Origin of the sequence: Paenibacillus sp. GCM10027628, assembly GCF_042676385.1 — a bacterium.
GTDB lineage: Bacteria > Bacillota > Bacilli > Paenibacillales > NBRC-103111 > Paenibacillus_E.
In genome coordinates this window covers 167,053-188,583 of record NZ_JBHTHA010000001.1, presented here as the reverse complement: position 1 = coordinate 188,583, position 21,531 = coordinate 167,053, and the positions used below count along the sequence as shown (strand labels likewise).

Here is a 21,531-nt window from a genome sequence, read left to right as displayed (position 1 = left end):
GCCTCCTCCATCTCCATCTACGTTTCTATTCTTCTTAGCTAATAACCCAAGTATCTTTGCAGCCTCCGCCTTGCGAGGAGTTCACGACCAGCGACCCTTCTTTGAGCGCAACGCGTGTTAGCCCGCCGGGGATCACTTGTGTGCTCTCGCCTTTGATGACAAAAGCACGAAGGTCGATATGGCGAGGCGCCATTTGTCCGTCCAGCATGACGGGAGCCCGTGAGAGCTGTATGGTAGGCTGAGCGATATAGCGATCCGGTTCGGCAATGATTTTCTGAGCGAAATCTGCGATTTCATGCTCGGACGCGGAAGGGCCGATCAGCATGCCGTAACCTCCGGAAAGCGAGGTTTCTTTGACGACCATTTCATGGAGCCGTCCAAGGACGTACTCCCTCTCTTCAGGCCTGGAAAGCACATAGGTAGGGACGTTGTTCAAAATAGGTTCTTCGTTGCAATAGTAGCGAATCATCTCAGGCACATAAGCATAAATGGCTTTATCGTCGGCTACACCTGTTCCAGGCGCATTGACGATATTAACATTCCCGGCACGGTAGGCGTTCATAATGCCGGCTACGCCTAACATCGAGGTTGGATTAAAAGCCAGCGGGTCGAGGAAATCATCGTCGATTCTCCGATAGATGACGTCAATCTGGCGGAGGCCGTTGATGCCGCGAATGTAGACCTTATGGTCGATTACAACAAGATCATGTCCTTCCACCAGTTCTATGCCCATTTGCTGTGCAAGGAACGTATGTTCGAAGTAGGCGGAATTGAAACAGCCTGGCGTCAATAAACCGATGACAGGGTCGGGTTTGCCGGATGGGCTCAACCTGCGTAATGCGGACAAAAATAGGTTTAAACTTTGCTCAATATCTTGGATGGTGTGACTGAAGACGAGTTCAGGGAATAAATGCGTCATGATGGAACGGCTTTTGTACAAGTAGGAAAAGCCTGAGGGCGAGCGAAGATTATCTTCCAGTACGAAATACTCACCCTGCTCATCGCGGATTAAATCGATGCCTGATACTGTGACATAGACATCATTGGGTACAGATAATCGCATCATCTCGGGTCGGAAATATCGGTTCGACAGCACCATTTTTCGAGGGATAATGCCCTCTTTCAAAATGTCCTGATTGTGATAAATATCTTTGATAAATAAATTAAGCGCCTTGACACGCTGCTGAAGTCCGCGTTCGAGCTTCAGCCATTCTTCCTGCGGGATGATGCGGGGGATGGGGTCGAAAGGGATGGTTCGTTCTAAAGCTTCTGCTTGATCGGGGCTGTACAAGGTGAATGTAATGCCTTCTTCCATCATCCGTTTCATGGTGGCGGACTGGCGTTTGCTTAAGTTCCCTGCTTTCATCGCCATAAACTGGCGGTACGCATTCTGGTAATGCGTTCTGACTGCGTAGGGGCTCATGAACATCTCGTCAAAAAAAGGGCCGGGTTCATAAGGGGTGGAGACCAGTTTAACAGGTTTGGACATCGCGGCTCCCTGGTTTCATCAGTTTGCATTCGGAAGCGGCGGTTGATCGTGGGCCCGAAGCAGAAACCAGGCCTCCTTTCCGATCTGAGTTCATTTGATGTTAATAAATATAACAAGAAGTTCTTGGTATTTCTTTCATTGTAGAGATTTCAGAAAATTATGTCAATATATCTCACCTAAATATTAACCGCAAGAAATGAACAAATTGTTGAATGTTACAAATATATTTTTTGTGAATCTTCCTTGCTTTGCTTCGAAAAGCACTTTAAAATGTCGAATAAGACCATGTTATATAAAATAACGTTTGATGTGATTAAAAAGGGGGTTGGGGTATGTTCGATTGGCTTGGGTTACGAAAAGGTTTTCCTCTGTGGTGGTCCTATTGGTTGAATCGGCACCGCAAGGAAGATGTGGAGCATATTTTTGAAGGGATTGCTCAAACACGAATGCACATTTTACAAAGTTGGGTTGAGGCTTATTGGTCATATCTGGACCGTTTGCACGAGCAAGTTATGGAATTACAGGATCAACAGGGGCTGCTGCGTCAAGATGATGAGGCAGCCCAGCGTCTGCTCGCTGCTGCTCGAAGGCGCGGTCCGGACTTTTCAGAGATTTTCGTGCTGAATGAAAAAGACATTGTTGTATGCTCGACGCATGTCACGCACGTAGGGATTTCCTATTCGGGTCAAAGTATCCTCTATCAAGGTCTGCAGGAAGCCCGCAAAGGAAAGAAATGTTTATTCGGACCATTTTCGGACCCGCTCACTTTGCAAATTGGACCGAGTACTTCCCTTTTTCACGATGCGATGACGCTGCTTTATATCGTTCCCGTTATGGAAAGAGGCATCTGGAAAGGCGCTATTTGTGGCCGTGTGCCGAATGACGTATTGGGAGATTTAATACAACGCGAATCGGGACATGTGTACCCGGATTCAGGCGATAATTACCTATTTATGGCGAAGCCCGGATTGAATACGCATATCGCCCCGGGCACTGCGTTGTCCCGCAGTCGGTTTGAAGATTTGACGTTCACGCATGGAGATAATTTGAAAGATGGTGTGCGAACCGACTACGGAACCGTCAATGTGAAGGCGCATACGGAGCTTGAGCTGATCTTCACGGATCCGGCTACGGGGCAGTTACATCCGGGGGTCGCAGGCACAATTGCGAATGGAAGCAATCTGTTCGTCGAATTCCCGGGCTATTCCGATTACCGGCATATATCTGTTATCGGTAAGGGTGTGACGTTCCAACTGCCTCATTGCCCGGACGTGTGGGGGATGATGTGCGAAGGTGATCTCGAAGAGGTGTACCGGATTCGAACGATTGATTGGAAGCTGCTTCGGATGCAAATGTGGTTCGTGCTTGGCTTTATGCTGCTGTCAGCAGGTGGCTTTTTATTGCTCAGTCAGCGTGTATCTGAATGGGCAGGAGCAGGTATTCTTGCAGCTGCAACATTACTGTACGGTGGTATCGGCGCGCGTTTCCTGCAAAACAAGGGGGCGAAGCCGATTGCGCGGCAGCTGGCGCGAATTAACAAGTTCATCCGCATGAACGCTGAGGGGAGCGGGGACTTGACGCAGCGTTTGCGCGTGCAGGATTTTGCAGGTGATGAGACTCGAGAGTTAGCCAAATGGATTAATAACATGATCGATTCCCTAGAGGGCATCATGCTGCTCGTGAAGCAGGCCGCAGCCGATGTGCAGGGTAGTCAGGAAATTTTGAGCGAATCAACGGGATTAACCGAGGAATCGACGCAGCGGATGAGCAGTAAAATTCACGTCATGATCCGATCCTTGCTAGGTCAACTGCAGGATATCGATGTAGCGAAGGATGTCTCGCTAAATATGAGTGGTACGCTGCGCGAACTGGAGAACAAGGCCTCCGCGCAAATCGTGGTCGCTCAGGATGAAGTCGGCCGTATCGGCGATAAAATGAACGACATTTCGCAAAAGGTTGCGGATACGAACCGTACCATTCAAACGTTCTTACAGACGACGCAACAAATTCCAAAATTGCTGCAGGTGATCGAAGAGATTTCTGCGCAAACGAATCTCCTTTCGCTCAATGCTTCCATCGAGGCGGCGCGCGTAGGGGAACATGGTAAAGGCTTCGCCGTCGTCGCCGGCGAAATTCGCAAACTGGCCGACCTAACGAAGCAGTCGACCATGGAGATCAAGGAGACGATCGAGCACATCGAACGTCACGCTCACGATGCCTTCCAATCCATGCAGGAAGGCACGAAGGTTGTGCAGGAGGGGACGCAAATTGTCGCTGCGGCCTCCGAGATTTTGAGCAGCGCGAACGCGCATGACACCATGAAGGCGCAGGTGGTGGACGAGGTCGTCGCGCTGATGGAGCGCGTGGCGGCTGTCAGCATCGAGAACCGCCAAGTGTCGGCGGAGGTCGAGCGCACCGTACAAGAGCTGCTGCAAGATATGCATCATGTGCGGCACACCACTAATCATGTAGGCGCGATCACGCAGTCGCTGCTCCTGCTTGTGAATCAATTCCGGCTGAATGAAAGCCGAATTCGTTAAAACGCTAAGATGAGAGTTAAAAAAGCCCGCTTTCAGAACCGAGAAGGCCCTGACGTGGGCTTTTTTAACTTCCTTCGCATGTAGGCCTACCTGTAACGCATACAATGGTAATGTTGCGTGAATGAAGCTGAACATGAAGGAGGAAGTCGAATGGAATACCGTTTGAGCATTCAAACGAATAGGGAGTATGCTGCCCAGGGGATACCCTTCCCGGCGATTGTGGAGCGATGGAAGGAAGAGCATCGGCAGATGCGCAATCAGCTCTCAGAAATCCGAATGACTGCGGTATCCTTGTACTCCCTTGAGGATTGCTCAATAGGGATGTGCAGGCTCATTGAGCTGCAGGATCGTATACTTTCGTTAATCGAAGAGTTGGAACAGCATTCCGAGTGGGAAGAGCAGGAGCTTTTTCCTAAGCTGCATACTTTCCTCCATCCGACCACGGCGCTCTCCATTTCACGTTCGATTACGGTTTTAGAGCAAGATCACGATCTGGCCAAAAGAGTCGTCCAATCTTATGTAGATGGCGTGAACGGAATGAAAGTGCCGATAGATCTGGAATTTCTGCAGCTGATGACGTCCGAGCTCGTTACCGCCTGTCTTATCTTGCTTAAGCATATAACTCTGGAGGAAGAGTTGGTGTATCCGCTGGCAGATCAAATTGTAAATAATCTGGCATGATGAATGCTGTAACAACGTCGCAAAAAAATGAGGGATCTCTAAAGTCGTGAGACTAAAGAGATCCCTCATTTTTCATGTTAATATCCGGTATGGACTCAAGCTTCCAAACGGGCGAGCGTCGCTTCCTCGCACTCTTTCGAGCAGAAGCGGTTATGCTCCTCTTCGCATTCCTCGCAGCAAATATGTTGCAAGTGGCAGTAATCGTTTGCGCAGTTGATGTAGCGATCTTCCGGCTTGCCGCAGTGGTGGCAATGACCGACGATGACGTCTTCGTCGGTGCGGTTGATCGGTACGGAAATCCGCTCATCGAAAACGTAGCATTTGCCGTCGAACAGGCGGCCCTGTACTTCAGGATCTTTGCCGTACGTAACGATCCCGCCATCAAGCTGGTACACTTCTTTGAAACCTTCCTTCAGCAGGAACCCGGACAGCTTCTCACAACGAATACCGCCTGTGCAGTACGTAAGAATCGGCTTGTCTTTATATTCTTGCAGGTTATTGCGAATCCATTCCGGGAATTCTTTGGTCGATTCAACTTCAGGACGGATGGCGCCTCGGAAATGGCCGATGTCGAATTCGTAATTGTTGCGGCCGTCGAGCACAATGACATCTTCCTGCTGCAGCTTCTCGTAGAAATCTTTCGGCTTCAAATGAGTACCCGTCAAGTCGTTCGGGTTCACGTCCTCTTCCAGACGGAAGGTAACGAGCTCTTTTTTGGGACGGACAAAAATTTTCTGGAACGCGTGTTTCTCGCTCTCGTCTATTTTGAAAACCATGTCCTTGAAAAGCGGGACTTGGCGCATCATGTTCATGTAGGCTTCGGTCTGTTCGACCGTTCCGGACAGGGTACCGTTAATGCCTTCGGGTGCAATGAGAATGCGTCCTTTGACGCCGAGCTTTTTGCAGTAAGCCAAATGTTCTTTGGCGAGAGCCTCCGGATTATCGACCGTTACAAATTTATAATATAACAATATGCGGTATTCTGCTGTTGTCATAACGTTAACCACCTAATATAGGGACCTTTGAGTCGCAGCTCTAAGTCTCTTCCTTTCTCGATAAATTGCATGCTGGATAGTTGCATAAGCATATAGTGACATAAATCGGCACAACTTTCAATCAAACAGCCGCTTTTCAATTGTGTGAAAAACTTCCTGCAACGCGTCCGCAACAGTCTGCAAGATGAGATCAAGCTTACACGGGCTCAAACTTTCAGAAGATTCTTGCGCGCTAGCCAAAGCGTCTTCTAATTTTGTCGCTGCCTCGTAAACCCGGTTGGCTGACAGATTGCTTGAAGTCCCGCGTAAAGTGTGTAGGTAATGGATCGCTTCGGAATAATTTTCATGTTGGATCCATTTTTTTAACTGCTGGGTCGCATCTCCATATTGTTCGTAGAATTTGCGGAGCATTTGATCATATAGATAAGATTTGCCGCTGAAACGGACCAACGCTTGATCGATATCCAGTCCATGAACTTTTGTTTTGCATCCCTCTTGTAAATATCTGTCGACGACCTCGAACAAACGCTCCGGAGTAATCGGTTTAGATACGGTGTCATTCATACCAGCCATCATACAAGCTTTACGCTGCTCTGAAGTGGAATCGGCCGTTAGCGCTATGATCGGGATATGGCGCCATTCAGGCTTTTGGCGTATTTGTTTTGTAGTCTCTATGCCATCTAATTCCGGCATGTGAATATCCATAAAAATTAAATCATAAGATTCGTTCTGCAACCGATCTAAAGCTTCAAATCCGTTGTTCGCAACATCGACCTGGCAAGATTCGTTCTCCAGGAGCGACCTTGCGACCGTCTGATTAATTTCATTATCTTCAACGAGCAGTATTCGGTGCGTTTTTCCGATCGGCGTCCTCTTGCTTACCGTCGGCTTTGCCGCGTGGCTGGTAGCAGGGCTGGCAGCGGGGCGATTCGTCAGTTTTTTTAAAGTCTGATTTAGGACACAGCTTGAGATCGGCTTGACTAAAATGGCGTCAGGCGCCTTATCCCGCGGAAGCTGCTCCAAGGCATCCCGACCCGGCAAAGTCGTACATGCGATCGTCAGGATTTGTTTGCCGGTGCAAAGGCGCATCATATCCAGCCATATCTCTAAGCCGTACATGTCCGGAGCTTCCATATCGAGTAAAATAACATCGAATGGCTCCATTTCTGCTCGATCTCTAGCCTCTTTCCAGGCATATACGCCTGCCGCATGATCACACATGCTTTGCAGCTGTCCAACGAGTACCTGATTTAAGAGCGGATGATCCTCCACAACCAGCGCTCGGAGCGGGAGCTTCGTTACATGAGCAAGCGGTGCTCGCGATAGAGCGAAAGGGATGGAGATGCGAAATTCGCTGCCAAGGTTGGGGGCGCTCCATACCTCGATCGAACCGGCCATATTTTCAATCAGATTTTTGGCGATGACAAGTCCAAGACCCGTTCCTCCGTATTTGCGGCTCGTGGAACCATCAGCTTGAACGAAAGGCTGGAAAAGCTGCGACAGCTGATCTTCACTCATCCCGACGCCTGTATCGATAATGCTGATAGCGAGCCGGACTTCCTCATCGTTCAGTTGCTCAGTTTCCACATGAAGCGTTATCGTGCCTTGCTCCGTGAACTTAACCGCATTGCTCGTCAAATTCAGCAGCACTTGGTACATACGCAGCGGATCGCCAATCAAAGCAAGGGGAACATCTTCATTGATTTGGCATATAAAATCTATCGGCTTATGGCCAAGCAGCACGCTAAGCGTCTCGCAGACACGATTAATCGTTTCATCCAGCTCGAATGCGACATGCTCAATAGTCAGCTTGTTCGCGTCCAGCTTGGAGAAATCCAGAATATCATTGATGATCTTAGATAATGAAAGCGAAGAAGCCGTTATCTTACTCATATAATCCTTTTGCAGAGCCGTCATGCTCGTTCGCTCCATCAAGTACGATAACCCGATGATCCCATTGAGCGGCGTTCTAATCTCGTGACTCATTCGGGCCAGAAAAATGCCTTTGGCTAAATTCGCTTCATCGGCCTCCTGCTTGGCTTGAATGAGTTCCGCTTTCGACCGCACCTGATCGGTAATATCTCTCGCTATGGCTGAATAATAATAATCTCCGCCATCAACAGGAAAATGCGGGACTATCGTAAGTGAAGCGAAAATTCGTAGGTTGCCCTTGGTTGTGATCTCTGCTTCGAATTCCCAGAAACCTTGCTCGGTTGCGATAGCCAGCCCTTCATCCAGGTTGCTGTCGCTTAGAACATCCACAAAATTACTGAAGTGACTGAAATCTTTCTGTAGATCGATCAGCCCTACGGAACGTCTTGCCACTTGATTCATGTAGAAAATATTACCATCTTTATCGAAAGAGATAATCGCTTCATGCGCGCTCTCTACAATGGATAACAACCGCTCTTTGGTTTCCATGCTTTCTTTGATATCACTGATGTCGCGGGCAATAAATACATAGCCTTTCAGGCTGCCGTCGGGATGCGTAATGATGCTGGCATTGGCCTGCACATAAATACGGCTCCCGTCTTTATGATGCCACGTCCAGTCCGTATCCTCTTTAAGGTGGCGCTGGGTTCGGATCACGAGCACTGTGCAGTCAGCGGGTATATTCTCTTGAAGCTCCGCTGAGTATTGAGCGGCCCTTTGGTTCAGTTGCTCATGATCCAACCATAGCAGAGGCGTTGCTTTCTTATAGATCTCCGTATAGGTATAGCCCAACATTTCCTCCGCGCAACGGTTGAAGTGATTCACCGTAAATGAAGGATCCGTGACGATCATGGCATAGTTATTGTGGTGAATAAAAGCGTTAAACGGTTCAAAAAGCTCCCGTAAATTTTCAATCATTCCATTGACCGAGTACGCCAACGCACCGAGTTCATCTTTACTTTTGAAAGTAAGGGGCTTCATATAGAAGTCTCCATCGGCGACAGCTTCCGTGACCCTGAGAATCTCCTGAATACGTGCGATAATCATAGAGTTTGACGTCCAGTAAATGAGTCCTGAAAGGACCAATTCGGTCAATATCAGCAGCCCTATAGTTGACCACAACAAGGGACTCGTTGGCGCTTCGAAAGCAGCTATGGGCGTTGAAAAAGCAAGATACCAATCGGAATGCGGAATATGGGCATAAAATAGATGAACCCTTTGATCATCGTGAACATCGTCAACGATTCCATATTCTTTCGTGATGGCCAGATTAAATTTAGAAGCAAAATCCGGATATTTCTCTAGTATATTGGACATCAGAGCCTCAGAGGGATCGGTATTATAGAGCAAGAGACCCTCTTTATTTACGATAAAAATTTTGTTGAATTCAGAAGGCGGATGGAGATGTTGACGAAATGTTTGGTTCGCATCCAGGGACATATCGATAATACCCGTGATGACGTTTTTGTCATTAAAAACAGGGGTTGTGATGGAAATAATATACTTTTGAGTTATTTTTCCGAAATGCGGCTCGGATATAAACGTTTTGCCCAACATGGCCTCTTTAAATTGAGGCGTTTCTGACATATTGACCGTTTGACCTGATGTTAGCGTAAGTTTACCCGATAGATCTGCAATACCCATAGCGTAAAAACGCCCAGAGCCTGTTTTCATTTCTTCTCTCAGAAAATCGAGCTGCTCAGGCATTGTCCCCTTGGTCATCACGCTTACTCGACTAATCAGTTCTGCTTCAGCTATCCGGATGGACAAAAAGTCATACAAATTTTGGGCCGAGTTGATAACGGATGATATGGATTGGTCTTCCATTTGATGGATAAGTTTGCTTTTGGAAAGCATATAATTCGCCGCACCTACCAGCGAAAGCGAGAGTGAGGTAATGAGTACGAGCGTTGTTAGCAATTTAAAGCGCAGGGATGAAGTTTTGAGCATGAAGCAGCCTCCGGGTGTCATAAAAAATGTTAGAAAAACGCATAGCTACATAACCTTTGTATCGGTAAATTTCTAACGTATTTCCAATACAATTAATCCCAACAGTTGATCTGAGTATGCGACAGAGTTCGAACATTCATTCAAATTTGGGGGCATTAAAAGTAACACATTATTGGAAGCGTTTGCATATAATAGAACATCTCGTAATTGGGAGGTGGAATGGAGATGACCTTCAAAAATTTGTTATCCGCATGTTTAGGTGTCTGGTTCCTATTGACCCCATGGGTGTTTGGCTTTGCCGCTCAAAATGGTGCATTGCTTGCCTGTTGTATTCTTGGCGGTTTGCAGTTCGTCTGCTCGCTGCTTGCGCTTGGCAAGTCTGGCAAGAACGTATGGCAGAACTGGGTTTGCTTTTTCACAGGCGCTGTATTCATTGTGCTTCCGAATTTGTATCATTGGGACATGACGGAATTTTTCGTGTTTGTTGTACTGGGTTTTCTGACAATGCTGGTGAATTATTCGAATTTATATTCGGATCAAAGCTGATGGTATGTAGAACATCATACTTATATATCGAACCTAAGCGCTGAGCTTAGGTTTTTGTTTATCTAATGAATAATGGTGAGGACGTGTGGCTCACCTTTCTAAGCGAGTTTGACCCAATGTAGCGCTGATCGATGCGTTAATGATGTTATTCAGCGTTGCAGACGTAAATGTAAATGGAAACAAGTGAATAGCGATGTTTTTCATCGTTGCAGTTCGCCTTTATTCGCTGGCGCGTGGGAACTCCCCCGCACAACTTGATTTTCATCGTTACAGACGTAAGAGAAAAGGGAATCGAGCATATAAGCATGTTTTCCATCGTTACTTTGTAGTGGACAACAGATGCATATCTAACCGTTAGGGAAGTCCCTGACGGTTGTTCTTATGCTAATTTCTATTTTATATGACGTCATATAATAGTATCTACCTTCTATTATCGTTATTTATGACTATTTTATATGATTTAATCAATTATATATTGCGTATTTAATCGTCATAATATATATTTAATACATACTAATTATGAATTTTGGAGGATGGAGATGCGAGTAGGCATTAGCGGTACAGGTAGAATCGGCAGGCTTTGTTTGCGAAAAGCATTGACAGAACGGCACCTGGATTATCAGGTTACCGTCATTAACTCAACCAGCTCTATTCATGCATTAGCGCATTTATTAAAGTATGATTCCGTACACGGTATTTGGGATGCGGATATCGAAGCGACCGATGAGTGCTTGATAATTAACGGTCAGCGGATTGCTGTGGTCTGTGAAAGAGAGCCTAATTTGCTGCCGTGGAAAGAGCATGGCGTTGACTTGGTCGTCGATGCAACCGGCAAATTCAATCACCGGCATGGTGCAGAACGACACTTGTTTGCCGGCGCGAAGAAAGTTTTGGTTACAGCGCCAGCCGGTAACATGGATTTGACGGTAGTCATGGGCGTGAATGAAGAACGGTATGACCCCGAGCGGCATCATTTGCTATCGGCAGCTTCTTGTACAACCAATTGTATTGCGCCCATCCTTCACATTCTGGATCAAGCATTTGGTGTCATGCAGGGATGGATGACAACGGTGCATGCTTTCACCAACGATCAAAATCATATGGACAATCCGCATAAAGACCTTCGCCGGGCTCGGGCATGTACGAATTCCATCATTCCAACCTCTACCGGGGTCGGTAAAGCACTTATCGATGTGCTTCCTCATCTGGCAAATTCGATTCAAGGTGTCTCGATCCGGGTGCCGACGCCGGACGTTTCATTGCTCGATCTTCATGTAGCTGTTGGCCGTAAAGTGGCAGTTGAGGATGTGAGACTTGCTATCAAACAAGCTCTTGCCGGAAGTATGGGCACATTCGTTGATTACAACGAGCTGCCGCTTGTTTCTGCGGATTATATCGGGAATGACAAATCGGCTATTATCGATGGCCTCAGCATGATGACGCAAGAAAACCAAATCAAACTGTTAGCGTGGTATGACAACGAGTGGGCCTACGCAAGCAGAGTGATTGATTTTGTATCCTATATTTCACGTGCGGGAAGCACAGAGCTGAAGGGGGAAACGAAATGTCTAACACAAACGGTGTAAAATTAGCGGCGATTCAAAGACATGATCTTGGCGTTATCCTTTGCAAGGAGTGCAATGCGGTTATAGGTACGTTACCAACGAACGGGTACAAGAAATTTTACAGTATTTGCAATTCAGCTGCTTGCTTGGAGAAAAAGAAGGCGGGGGAAAGTCAATGATGAAGAATCAAGTGATTCCTTTTCAGGAAGGGAATGCTTCCATGAAAGCATTATTAGGAGGAAAGGGAGCCAACCTTGCGGAGATGACGCGTGCCCAGCTTCCTGTACCTCCTGGCTTTACCATCACAACTGAAGCTTGCCACACTTTTTTTAAGGTCGGAAATCGGTTGTCAGAAGAATTGCTTGAACAAATCGCGAGCGCGCTGAAGCAGCTTGAACAACAAAAAGGGCAAACATTCGGGGATGCTCGCAATCCGCTGTTGGTTTCGGTACGTTCCGGATCCGTAACTTCGATGCCGGGCATGATGGATACGATTTTGAATCTCGGGCTCAATGATGTGACCGTACAGGGCTTGGCTGAGCTTACGAACAATGAGCGGTTCGCTTACGATTGTTACCGTCGTTTGATGCAAATGTTCGGAAGTGTTGTGCTGGGCATTGAGTCCTTTCATTTTGAGCAGCTCTTGCACCGATTAAAAGAAAAAGAAGGCGTCAAACAAGATCAAGATGTTACAGCTGAGGGCTGGAAGCGGCTTATCGGGGACTACAAGACATGCATTAAGGCTAAAGCCGGGCGCGATTTTCCGCAGCATGTATATGAGCAGCTAAGAATGGCTGTAGAGGCAGTATTCAAATCATGGAATAACCCGCGGGCTCAGATATACCGTAAAATAAACCGGATTCCTGATGAGCAGGGAACCGCGGTCAACGTACAGAGCATGGTGTTTGGCAACAGGGGAAGCAATTGCGGCACTGGGGTTGTATTTACGCGAAATCCTTCTACGGGTGAGAATGAGTTTTTTGGCGAATATCTGATTAACGCACAAGGAGAAGACGTGGTGGCTGGGGTACGAACTCCGCTGGCCATCGCCGCATTGAAAAGCGAGATGCCCGAGATTTACGACCAATTGTACCGGGTATCCAAGCAGCTTGAGAAGCATTACCAGGATATGCAGGACATTGAGTTTACGGTTGAAGATAATCAGTTGTATCTACTTCAAACACGTGGCGGTAAACGCAACGCGCAAGCTGCATTGAAAATTGCTGTCGATCTGGTTCAAGAGGGTTTGTTGTCCAAAGAAGAAGCCGTTGCAAGAATCGAAGTATCTCATCTGGAGCAGCTTCTGCATCGAGGCATTGAAGAACATGCCGTGAAGGATGTACTCGCCAAAGGATTGCCTGCATCCCCCGGTGCAGCGGTGGGACAACTGGTATTCGATGCGGATACCGCAGCCGATTGGAATCGCACAGGCAAAGTCATTATTCTCGCCAGACCGGAAACTACGCCTGAAGATATCCATGGTGTGCTTGCTTCTGAAGGCATTCTGACAAGCCGTGGCGGGATGACGAGCCATGCTGCCGTTGTGGCAAGGGGAATGGGCAAGCCTTGCGTTTGCGGCTGTGAAGACATCCGGATTTTGCCAAATGAGAAGCGAATGCTGGTTGGAGACAGAGTGCTGGAGGAAGGCGAATGGATCACCTTGGACGGCGCAAGCGGTCGAGTCATTTTCGGCGCTATGCCTTTACAGGAAGCGCGAATGACGGAGGAACTTCTAACCGTACTGAAGTGGGCGGATGAAATACGCACATTAAAAGTGCGCACGAATGCGGATAATCCGCACGACGCAAGTATCGCCAGACAAATGGGAGCGGAAGGGATCGGTCTGTGCCGTACAGAGCATATGTTTTTCTCGCCCAAAAGACTCCCCGTCGTTCAACGTATGATTCTGGCTGACGATACCCGTGAACGCAATCAAGCTCTTCGGCAGCTGCTTCCGATGCAGCAGTCGGACTTTGAAGGAATGTTCGAGGCCATGGATGGCCTTCCAGTAACAATCCGTTTGCTGGATCCGCCTTTGCACGAGTTTTTGCCTAACCTTGAAGAGCTGCAGAAGAAGTATGCCCAGCTCACTTACGAAGGCGGGACTGAGTTGGAAAAAGAGGAGGTAGCTCAGCTTCTCCGCAAAGTCCAAACCCTTCACGAAACGAACCCGATGCTGGGCCAAAGAGGATGCAGACTGGGGATCGTATACCCGGAAATTTATGATATGCAAATCGAAGCTATCTTTCGGGCAGCTTCCCGCTGTATAGATAGGGGAGTCCGCGTGCATCCGGAGATCATGATTCCGCTTGTCGGGCATGCCAGTGAACTCAAGCTTTTAAGAGAGCTTGTAGATTTCGTAGCAGATCAGGTTTTAGGCAAAGATAAGCTACACGATTGTCCGTACAAGGTCGGGACCATGATTGAAGTGCCCCGTGCCGCTCTTACGGCACGTCAAATTGCTGCATATGCGGACTTCTTTTCATTCGGTACGAACGATTTGACCCAAATGACATTCGGCTACAGCCGGGACGATGCGGAAGGAAAGTTTTTATCCCATTATATCGAGCAGAAGCTGCTTCCTCATAATCCGTTTCAGGTGCTTGATACGGAAGGAGTCGGACAATTGATTGACTTGGCCGTACATGCCGGCAGGCAAGTGAAGCCGTCGTTAAAAACAGGCATTTGCGGGGAGCATGGCGGAGATAAAGAATCGATCTTCTTTTGCCACCAAACCGGCTTAGATTATGTCAGTTGTTCTCCTTACCGTATTCCTCTCGCCCGCATAGCAGCGGCACAAGCGTTTATTCATTATGGCATTACCGGTGAAAGGAAAACCGTTGAGGCGGTTTGACGAGGGATCTCAGAGATCTCAGCAGGAAGCAGCTTAAGGCAAGGAATTAGGAGGAATTCAAGGGTGGAGGAGAAATCGCAAACGATTTTCGTTTGTTCCGACTCGATCGGGGAAACCGCAAATACGGTCGTTCAGGCGACGATTCGACAGTTTAACGCGAATCAAGTTCACGTTAGACGTTTCGGTTCCGTTCGTACGGAGCAAGAAATCCGCAGTATGATGGAGGAAGCGTCCCGTGTAGGCACTTTTGTTGTATATACACTCGTGCTTCCGGAATTAAGAGAGATGATTCGCAAAGAATCCATTCGATTAAACGTTAGCACGGTAGATATCCTGGGCCCTGTGATGCAAGCCTTTATCGATACCTTCAATGGTTCGCCCAAAAGGCAAGCTGGATTGCTGCACCAGCTGGATGAAGATTACTACCGGCGGGTGGAAGCTATCGAGTTTGCCGTTAAATGCGATGATGGAAAAGATACCAGTGCCTTAAACAAAGCTGATCTCGTGCTGCTTGGCGTGTCGAGGACATCAAAGACGCCGTTAAGCATATTTTTGGCCCACAAAGGGTATAAGGTAGCCAATTATCCGCTTGTACCGGAAGTGAAGACACCCTCCAATTTATTTAGCCTTAACCCTGGCAGATTAATCGGTCTGACCATGAGTGCGGAACAACTTATGAAGATACGAAGCGAACGATTGAAATCCGTGGGTCTGCCTTTCGGAGCCAAGTATGCAGCCTTGGAGAGAGTAGCCGATGAGCTTGAATTTGCACTTGATTTGTATAAACAACTTGGCTGCCGCGTGATTGACGTAACCGAAAGAGCCATTGAAGAAACGGCTGGAATTATTATGGAAATGATGCAATAACGTTAGGAAAATGATCGAAAACGAGTTGGGGCATGCTGACAGCATGCCTCTTATTTGTATGAGGCGGGGAATTCACCCCGGAATTCCGCGGGAGAAAATGGTATAATAATGAAAATGATTTCGACCTAGGAGTGTGTTCGTTATGAAAGCGTTAATCGTCATTGATTATACGGTTGATTTTGTAGTTGGCAAGCTTCCATGCGGGGAACCCGCTGTAGCAATAGAGGGGCGGATTTGCGAGCTTACAGAGCAGTTTGTTGCCGCTCAGGATTATGTCGTCATGGCCGTTGATCTTCATGATGATGGAGATGTGAATCATCCGGAGACCAAGCTGTTTCCTCCGCATAATCTTCGCGGTACGACAGGGCGCGAGCTTTATGGGAAGTTGAAGGCGGTTTACGAAGAACATCTCGAAGGGATCTACTGGATGGATAAAACGAGATACAGCGCCTTTTGCGGGACGGATCTGGAGCTTCAATTAAGAGCGAGAGGCATACAAGAGCTGCACCTCGTTGGCGTTTGCACCGACATTTGTGTCCTGCATACTGCTGTTGATGCTTATAATAAGGGGTTTGATATCATTGTGCACGAGGATGCAGTTGCCAGCTTCAACCCGCAAGGCCACGACTGGGCACTGCAGCATTTTAAAGGGACGCTTGGGGCTCAGGTTGTTCGCAGGGATTAATGGTAGTTATTGAAAATAGGATATTCGATGCTGAAAGGGACGAACGCAATGAACTACGATAATTTAACGCTTCATACGGATAAATATCAAATCAACATGATGTACGCGCATTGGCTGCAGGGCTCGCATAAGGAGAAGGCGGTTTTTGAAGTCTATTTCCGCAAACTGCCCTTCGGCAATGGCTATGCTGTTTTTGCGGGCTTGGAACGAATTGTTCATTACATCCAGAACTTGCGTTTCGGCGATGAGGAAATTGCTTATCTGCGAACGCAGGAGGAAAATTATCGCGAAGCATTCCTCGATGAATTGAGAACGTTCAAATTCAATGGGAATTTGCATGCTGTGCCCGAGGGCACGCTCGTATTCCCGAATGAGCCGCTCATCCGGGTGGAGGCGAGCGTGTTTGAAGCGCAGCTGGTGGAAACGGCGCTGCTCAATTTTATGAACTACCAGACGCTCATCGCGACTAAAGCTTCACGCGTTAAGCAGGTAGCGCCGCGCGATGTGCTGCTGGAGTTCGGCACACGGCGCGCCCAGGAGGCGGATGCCGCGATCTGGGGAGCAAGAGCGGCTTATGTCGCTGGCTTCCACGCGACATCCAACCTGCGTGCGGGTATGCTGTTTGGCATCCCGACCAAGGGTACGCACGCCCATGCTTGGGTGCAGGCGCACGACACGGAAGAAGAGGCCTTCCGCAAATTCGCGGAGGCCCTTCCTGATCAAGTGTCGCTGCTCGTGGACACGTACGACACGCTGAAGAGCGGCGTGCCGAACGCGATCAAGACGGCGCGTCTGCTGCAAAGCCAAGGCAAGCGTATGAATTCGATCCGCCTAGACAGCGGCGATTTGGCCTACTTATCGCAGCAAGCGAGGAAAATGCTGGATGATGCAGGCTTCCCGGACGTGAAGATTGTAGCGTCAAACGATTTGGATGAGAACATTATCTTCAATTTGAAGAGTCAGGATGCCAAAATCGATATCTGGGGCGTAGGCACCCAGCTGATTACGGCGGCAGATCAACCCGCGCTTGGCGGGGTGTACAAGTTGGTCGCGCGTGAGAAGAACGGGGAATATGTGCCGGTGATCAAGATATCGGGAAATCCCGAAAAAGTATCGAATCCCGGCTTCAAGGAAGTTTACCGGATCATGAATAAGAAGACGGGTAAAGCGGAAGCCGACTATTTGGCGCTCCAACATGAAGTAGATATTAAGAATGGAGAACGCATCAAACTGTTCGACCCGATTCACCCGTATATTCATAAATATATCGAAGATTATGAAGCCATTCCGCTGCTCCGGCCCATATTCGTCGGAGGCGCGCTCGTCTACGAACTGCCGAACCTTGAGCAAATCCGCGACTATCATGCCGGGCAAATGCAACTCTTTTGGCCGCAATACCTCCGCAAGCTGAACCCCGAAGTATACCGCGTGAATTTGAGCACGGAAGCCTGGAAGTTGAAGATGGATTTGATTCATCAGCATCAGGGGTAGCGGCCGGGGAGCCGGCACTATCTTGCAGGCATCATGATCCCAAGCTCGCATCCGCCCGAGGAGGCCGGTCCAATTCGGATCGTTCCTCCAAGGTGCTGCACTTTTTCCTTCATCGCCGTCAAGCCGAACCCTAGCGGAGATTCCGTATAGGAGACTCCGTCATCGACCAACAGAAAGCTGACCCAGTCGCTTTCGAACTCCAACTTGAAAAAGAACAAGCTGCTTTTGCCGTGCTTAATGCCATTGGTTAACCCTTCTTGAAGCGCATGGTAAATGACCTTCTTCTGCATGGCATCAAGATCGGGAAGCTCGCCAATGTCGTATTCGATCGTAACGCCTGTCATCTCTGTCGTCTCTTCGATCAGCTCGATCAGCGAGGAGGATAATTCTTTGCCGATGTCGTCCTTCATCATGCGCACAGCTACACGAATGTCGTCGAGTCCTTTGCGCACGGTTTCCTGGGCGAGCTCAAGCTTTTGCAGCGCGGTGTCCGGGCTCTTGGACATGAGCCTTTTGGCTGCCTCGATTTGCACAATCGTACCGGTCAGCTTATGACCAAGAATGTCATGAATATCCTGAGCGATCCGATTCCGCTCTTCCCATATCGCAACTTCGCCCAGCGCTTCAAGCGTTTCATTCATCGAGGATTGAAGCTGGCGGTACGTTTGTTCAAGCTCCGAGGTGCGGAGGCGAACGAGTTCCTCCAGGGAATGATTAAGTCTGGCAAGCTCAAGGTGCAGATGCACACGGGCGAGCAATTCCTGCTTGGCGGCAGGTTTTTTCAAATAATCATTCGCGCCGGCGTCGAAGCCATGCGCCAGGTCTTTAGCCTGATCTTTCGCTGTAAGCAGCAAGATTGGCAATTCAGCAGCGTTATAAGTATGACGCAGATTTCTGCACAATTCGTACCCGGTCATATCCGGCATCATCACGTCGCTTATCACGAGATCAGGCTTGCCGTTCTCATTTATCCACAGCAGGGCTGTGAAAGCGTCGCATGCTTTGATGACGTGATACTCTTGGCTCAAATAAGCCGCCGCCACTTCCAGATTGATCGGCTCGTCGTCCACAACGAGGATAATCGGCTTCTGCAAGTCCGCCGGTCTAGGTTCCATAGGAGCCGTACGTTGGTATGCTTGTCCATTTGAGAAGCCTGCCATTTTGGCCGATGAATCGATTTGAGTCTCACTGACTGCATCCGGCAGCCCTTGCCATAGCGGGATGGTAAATGTGAAAATGCTGCCGATGCCAGGGATGGATGACAGCTGGATGGTGCCGCCATGCAGCTCAATGAACTGCTTGCTGATGGTGAGTCCGAGTCCCGTCCCTCCATACCGCTGAGAGATGGCAGGCGGGCCTTGGTCAAAGGAAAGGAAAATGGTTTCCTGATATTCTTCTGTAATGCCGATGCCCGTATCCGATATCATGACTTTGAGGAATCCATCCTCAATTTCCGTAGATATCCGCACATGACCTTCCTGTGTAAATTTGATGGCGTTCCCTATAAGATTCGACAACACTTGCTGAAGACGATCTTCATCCGCAGCAATATACGGCAGCGCGTCCGGGATATCATTGAGTAGCATAATGTTTTTCCGGTCCGCCTTAGGCTTCAAAGCCGCCAGGACAACGTCGGCAATCTTCTGAAAGCCGGCTTTTTTGATACGGAGATGAAGATCCTGATGCTTGAGCTTGGAATGGTCCAAAATATCGTTAATCATCGTGGAGAGCCGCTGTCCGCTATGAATAATCAAAGAAAGATGGTCGCTGATCTCCGGGTTAATCGGTCCTGCAGCCCCGTCCAGCATCGCTTCTGTGATTCCGATGATGCCGCCAAGCGGTGTGCGGAGTTCATGGGACGTTTTCGCCAAAAATTCGTCCTTCAGCAGGTCCATCGCTTGCAGTTTTTCATTTTTGAGCGCTAATACGGCAGCGCTTTCTCTAGCCCTTTGATGCGTTTCCATGAATCGCAGCAGCAGCACGCTGCACACGCATAAGTTAAAAATGAATGCGCCCATAAAAATTTGATCGTCCTGCCAGTAAAAGGAGATCAAAGGAAACCATTTCCGAAAAATATCGGAGACGGGAGTAACGAATTCATTGACGACATGAAATAGAATCAGGAGTGCAATTGCGCAGTAACCGAAGCTCAGCATATTGATTTCGCGGCGCTTTTTAGGTGAGAAGCGCTTCTGACTCCGCCTCAAGGTCCAGAATGATACGGCGAACGCGACAACAAATACATATGGAAAACCATATACGTACAGCTTTTTATAAAGCGCAGGATTGGTACAGGCAGCACCAATGCATAAGAATGAAAAGAAAAGTAAGAGATAGATGGCAAACTCTTGTGAAATCTTGGTATTCATTTTACGGCTGGACGATATCGTCTGCATTAAAAAAAGCAGCGCAATGAGACCAAAGGGGATAAAAAGGTCTTGCAGATATCCGGAGAACGGAACATATCCGAGCCATTGCGACAAATGTGTTCGGGATACGCTTCCGCAGATAAGCAGCACCGAGAAAGAGCAGAAATACAGATACACCTTTTCTTCCGGGTTAGCCGCATACAGGCATAAGGAACCGATTCCAAATGCTAAAAAGAACACGGACAAAATCAGCTTGACGCTGTCCTGCTTGATCATCATGGCATTCAAGTCTGTCGCATTCCCGATCATATAGGTGCCGATAACCGGATTCATACTGTCTTTGATGCCTCTAACATAGAGCATTTTACCGCCGATATCCATCGTAAGCGGAATAAGGGACCAGTGGTAATGCTCGTTGATCCTGTCATTTCGCGGTTGGATGTTGAAGCTGTAGATGTTCTCTTCGTTTACATATAAATCAAAATATTTTTGCCCGATGACAAACAAATGAGGATCTCTCCAGGTATGCTCGGGTATTTTTTTGCGAAGCCAGTATTCCCCCGTATAGTGGTGTTGTTTCATCCATTGCACTTGCTCGGCCAGAGGATGCCAGTCCTCTTCCGGGGGCTTTGGAACTTCAAAATCTTGACCCTGCTGAGGCGAGAGCGCAAGTTCCCAATTCGCAACTAATTCAGCGACATCCTTGGAGCTTTCCGGATATGGCGTATGGATGAGCAGAGGCAGGATAATGCAGCCGCAAATACAAAGAAGTAGTAAAAAAGATGCCAACATCCATCGATAGTTCATATGATTTATACCCTCCGGAGATTAGCTCTCCTCAAAAAGCTCTTTGAGGAACAAGACCGCCTTGGACCTGTCTTTGATCCCGATTTTATGATAGATGATGCTCACGTAATTTTTAACGGTCCCTTCGCTCATGAATAGCGCCCGGGAGATTTCCTTATTGTTCTTACCTTGCAGCATAAGCAAAATGATATGTTTCTCGCGTTCGGTAAACGTTATGCCCTGCTCGCGCATCCGTGGCGAAGGTGCCGTTCTCGAACTGCCGGCAGTCAGATGGGATATACGCGCAGCCAGTTTACGGGCTACGACATTCGGCATGAGCAGCTGCCCGTTTGCAGCATCGCGTATCGATTGAATCAGCTTGTCGCCAGGCATGTCTTTCAATAGAAACCCGCATGCGCCATGAGCCAAACTGTCTACAATATACTCTTCTTCGGCAAAGGTAGTCAGCATGACAACCATGGTGTCCGGATAATCGTCAAGGATCTTCCGGGTCGCCTCAATACCGTCTGCACCGGGCATTCGAATATCCATGAGCACAAGAGTGGGCTGATGGGCCTGGACAAGCGCGTAAGCTTCCTCGCCGTTTTCTGCGACTCCGATGACTTCCATATCTTCTTCCAGATTAATGATTGTTTGCAGGCCGTCTCTTAACAAGGTTTGGTCATCGGCAATGACGATTCGAATCTTTTCCATAAGGAGGCCCCATTCCATCTAGTGTTGTTTCTATTCATTATAAAAGAATTTGCGAGGATTGGGACTG

The 21,531-nt window shown here is 48.3% G+C and carries 14 protein-coding genes; 9 read left to right on the top strand and 5 right to left on the bottom strand.

Features of this window, described 5'->3' with window-relative positions:
- Nucleotides 1-34 precede the first annotated feature (34 nt).
- The gene (locus ACFQZT_RS00865) at nucleotides 35-1,489 is read right to left on the bottom strand and encodes a circularly permuted type 2 ATP-grasp protein (RefSeq protein ID WP_379295603.1); all 1,455 of its coding nucleotides are present in this window, start codon (nucleotides 1,487-1,489) and stop codon (nucleotides 35-37) included.
- Nucleotides 1,490-1,821: 332 nt separating this feature from the next.
- Here ACFQZT_RS00865 and ACFQZT_RS00860 point away from each other — a divergent pair, with 332 nt between their 5' ends.
- Both ACFQZT_RS00860 and ACFQZT_RS00855 read left to right on the top strand, forming a co-directional pair.
- Entirely contained in the window at nucleotides 1,822-4,029 is a 2,208-nt protein-coding gene (locus ACFQZT_RS00860; protein ID WP_379295601.1) for a methyl-accepting chemotaxis protein, read from the top strand.
- A gap of 150 nt (nucleotides 4,030-4,179) precedes the next feature.
- Nucleotides 4,180-4,710 (top strand): hemerythrin domain-containing protein, encoded by a 531-nt coding sequence (locus ACFQZT_RS00855; RefSeq protein ID WP_379295599.1) that lies wholly within the window; start codon nucleotides 4,180-4,182, stop codon nucleotides 4,708-4,710.
- A gap of 95 nt (nucleotides 4,711-4,805) precedes the next feature.
- Here ACFQZT_RS00855 and trhO read toward each other — a convergent pair whose 3' ends face one another.
- The gene (gene trhO, locus ACFQZT_RS00850) at nucleotides 4,806-5,705 is read right to left on the bottom strand and encodes an oxygen-dependent tRNA uridine(34) hydroxylase TrhO (protein WP_379295597.1); all 900 of its coding nucleotides are present in this window, start codon (nucleotides 5,703-5,705) and stop codon (nucleotides 4,806-4,808) included.
- Nucleotides 5,706-5,822: 117 nt separating this feature from the next.
- Entirely contained in the window at nucleotides 5,823-9,587 is a 3,765-nt protein-coding gene (locus tag ACFQZT_RS00845; RefSeq protein ID WP_379295595.1) for a response regulator, read from the bottom strand.
- A gap of 225 nt (nucleotides 9,588-9,812) precedes the next feature.
- Here ACFQZT_RS00845 and ACFQZT_RS00840 point away from each other — a divergent pair, with 225 nt between their 5' ends.
- From ACFQZT_RS00840 to ACFQZT_RS00810, 7 genes are all read left to right on the top strand, one after another.
- Nucleotides 9,813-10,133, top strand: a complete 321-nt coding sequence (locus tag ACFQZT_RS00840) for an SPW repeat domain-containing protein (RefSeq protein ID WP_379295593.1) — start codon at nucleotides 9,813-9,815, stop codon at nucleotides 10,131-10,133.
- 533 nt (nucleotides 10,134-10,666) lie between these two features.
- Nucleotides 10,667-11,719 carry a type I glyceraldehyde-3-phosphate dehydrogenase gene (gene gap / locus ACFQZT_RS00835; RefSeq protein WP_379295591.1) on the top strand — a complete coding sequence of 351 codons (1,053 nt, stop codon included), beginning with the start codon at nucleotides 10,667-10,669 and terminating at the stop codon, nucleotides 11,717-11,719.
- A complete protein-coding gene (locus ACFQZT_RS00830; protein WP_379295589.1) occupies nucleotides 11,698-11,877 on the top strand; it encodes a GapA-binding peptide SR1P in 180 nt (59 codons plus the stop codon). The genes gap and ACFQZT_RS00830 overlap by 22 nt, the downstream gene beginning before the upstream one ends.
- Nucleotides 11,874-14,552 (top strand): pyruvate, phosphate dikinase, encoded by a 2,679-nt coding sequence (gene ppdK, locus ACFQZT_RS00825; protein WP_379295587.1) that lies wholly within the window; start codon nucleotides 11,874-11,876, stop codon nucleotides 14,550-14,552. The genes ACFQZT_RS00830 and ppdK overlap by 4 nt, the downstream gene beginning before the upstream one ends.
- 63 nt (nucleotides 14,553-14,615) lie before the next feature.
- Nucleotides 14,616-15,419 carry a pyruvate, water dikinase regulatory protein gene (locus tag ACFQZT_RS00820; protein ID WP_379295585.1) on the top strand — a complete coding sequence of 268 codons (804 nt, stop codon included), beginning with the start codon at nucleotides 14,616-14,618 and terminating at the stop codon, nucleotides 15,417-15,419.
- Nucleotides 15,420-15,561: 142 nt separating this feature from the next.
- Nucleotides 15,562-16,104: a cysteine hydrolase family protein gene (locus ACFQZT_RS00815; protein WP_379295583.1), complete on the top strand. Its 543-nt coding sequence runs from the start codon at nucleotides 15,562-15,564 to the stop codon at nucleotides 16,102-16,104.
- Nucleotides 16,105-16,152: 48 nt separating this feature from the next.
- Nucleotides 16,153-17,595: a nicotinate phosphoribosyltransferase gene (locus ACFQZT_RS00810; RefSeq protein WP_379295581.1), complete on the top strand. Its 1,443-nt coding sequence runs from the start codon at nucleotides 16,153-16,155 to the stop codon at nucleotides 17,593-17,595.
- 17 nt (nucleotides 17,596-17,612) lie between these two features.
- Here the strand turns inward: ACFQZT_RS00810 and ACFQZT_RS00805 are convergent, their stop codons facing one another.
- Complete coding sequence (locus ACFQZT_RS00805; protein ID WP_379295579.1) at nucleotides 17,613-20,771, bottom strand: ATP-binding protein; 3,159 nt, start codon at nucleotides 20,769-20,771, stop codon at nucleotides 17,613-17,615.
- Nucleotides 20,772-20,792: 21 nt separating this feature from the next.
- Nucleotides 20,793-21,464 (bottom strand): response regulator, encoded by a 672-nt coding sequence (locus ACFQZT_RS00800; RefSeq protein WP_379295577.1) that lies wholly within the window; start codon nucleotides 21,462-21,464, stop codon nucleotides 20,793-20,795.
- Nucleotides 21,465-21,531 lie beyond the last annotated feature (67 nt).

Bases quoted from the DNA above. Each gene is read 5' to 3' on its own strand.
- ACFQZT_RS00865 (WP_379295603.1), bottom strand. From the start codon at position 1,489: ATGTCCAAACCTGTTAAACTGGTCTCCACCCCTTATGAACCCGGCCCT.
- ACFQZT_RS00860 (WP_379295601.1), top strand. From the start codon at position 1,822: ATGTTCGATTGGCTTGGGTTACGAAAAGGTTTTCCTCTGTGGTGGTCC.
- ACFQZT_RS00855 (WP_379295599.1), top strand. From the start codon at position 4,180: ATGGAATACCGTTTGAGCATTCAAACGAATAGGGAGTATGCTGCCCAG.
- trhO (WP_379295597.1), bottom strand. From the start codon at position 5,705: ATGACAACAGCAGAATACCGCATATTGTTATATTATAAATTTGTAACG.
- ACFQZT_RS00845 (WP_379295595.1), bottom strand. From the start codon at position 9,587: ATGCTCAAAACTTCATCCCTGCGCTTTAAATTGCTAACAACGCTCGTA.
- ACFQZT_RS00840 (WP_379295593.1), top strand. From the start codon at position 9,813: ATGACCTTCAAAAATTTGTTATCCGCATGTTTAGGTGTCTGGTTCCTA.
- gap (WP_379295591.1), top strand. From the start codon at position 10,667: ATGGAGATGCGAGTAGGCATTAGCGGTACAGGTAGAATCGGCAGGCTT.
- ACFQZT_RS00830 (WP_379295589.1), top strand. From the start codon at position 11,698: ATGTCTAACACAAACGGTGTAAAATTAGCGGCGATTCAAAGACATGAT.
- ppdK (WP_379295587.1), top strand. From the start codon at position 11,874: ATGATGAAGAATCAAGTGATTCCTTTTCAGGAAGGGAATGCTTCCATG.
- ACFQZT_RS00815 (WP_379295583.1), top strand. From the start codon at position 15,562: ATGAAAGCGTTAATCGTCATTGATTATACGGTTGATTTTGTAGTTGGC.
- ACFQZT_RS00810 (WP_379295581.1), top strand. From the start codon at position 16,153: ATGAACTACGATAATTTAACGCTTCATACGGATAAATATCAAATCAAC.
- ACFQZT_RS00805 (WP_379295579.1), bottom strand. From the start codon at position 20,771: ATGAACTATCGATGGATGTTGGCATCTTTTTTACTACTTCTTTGTATT.
- ACFQZT_RS00800 (WP_379295577.1), bottom strand. From the start codon at position 21,464: ATGGAAAAGATTCGAATCGTCATTGCCGATGACCAAACCTTGTTAAGA.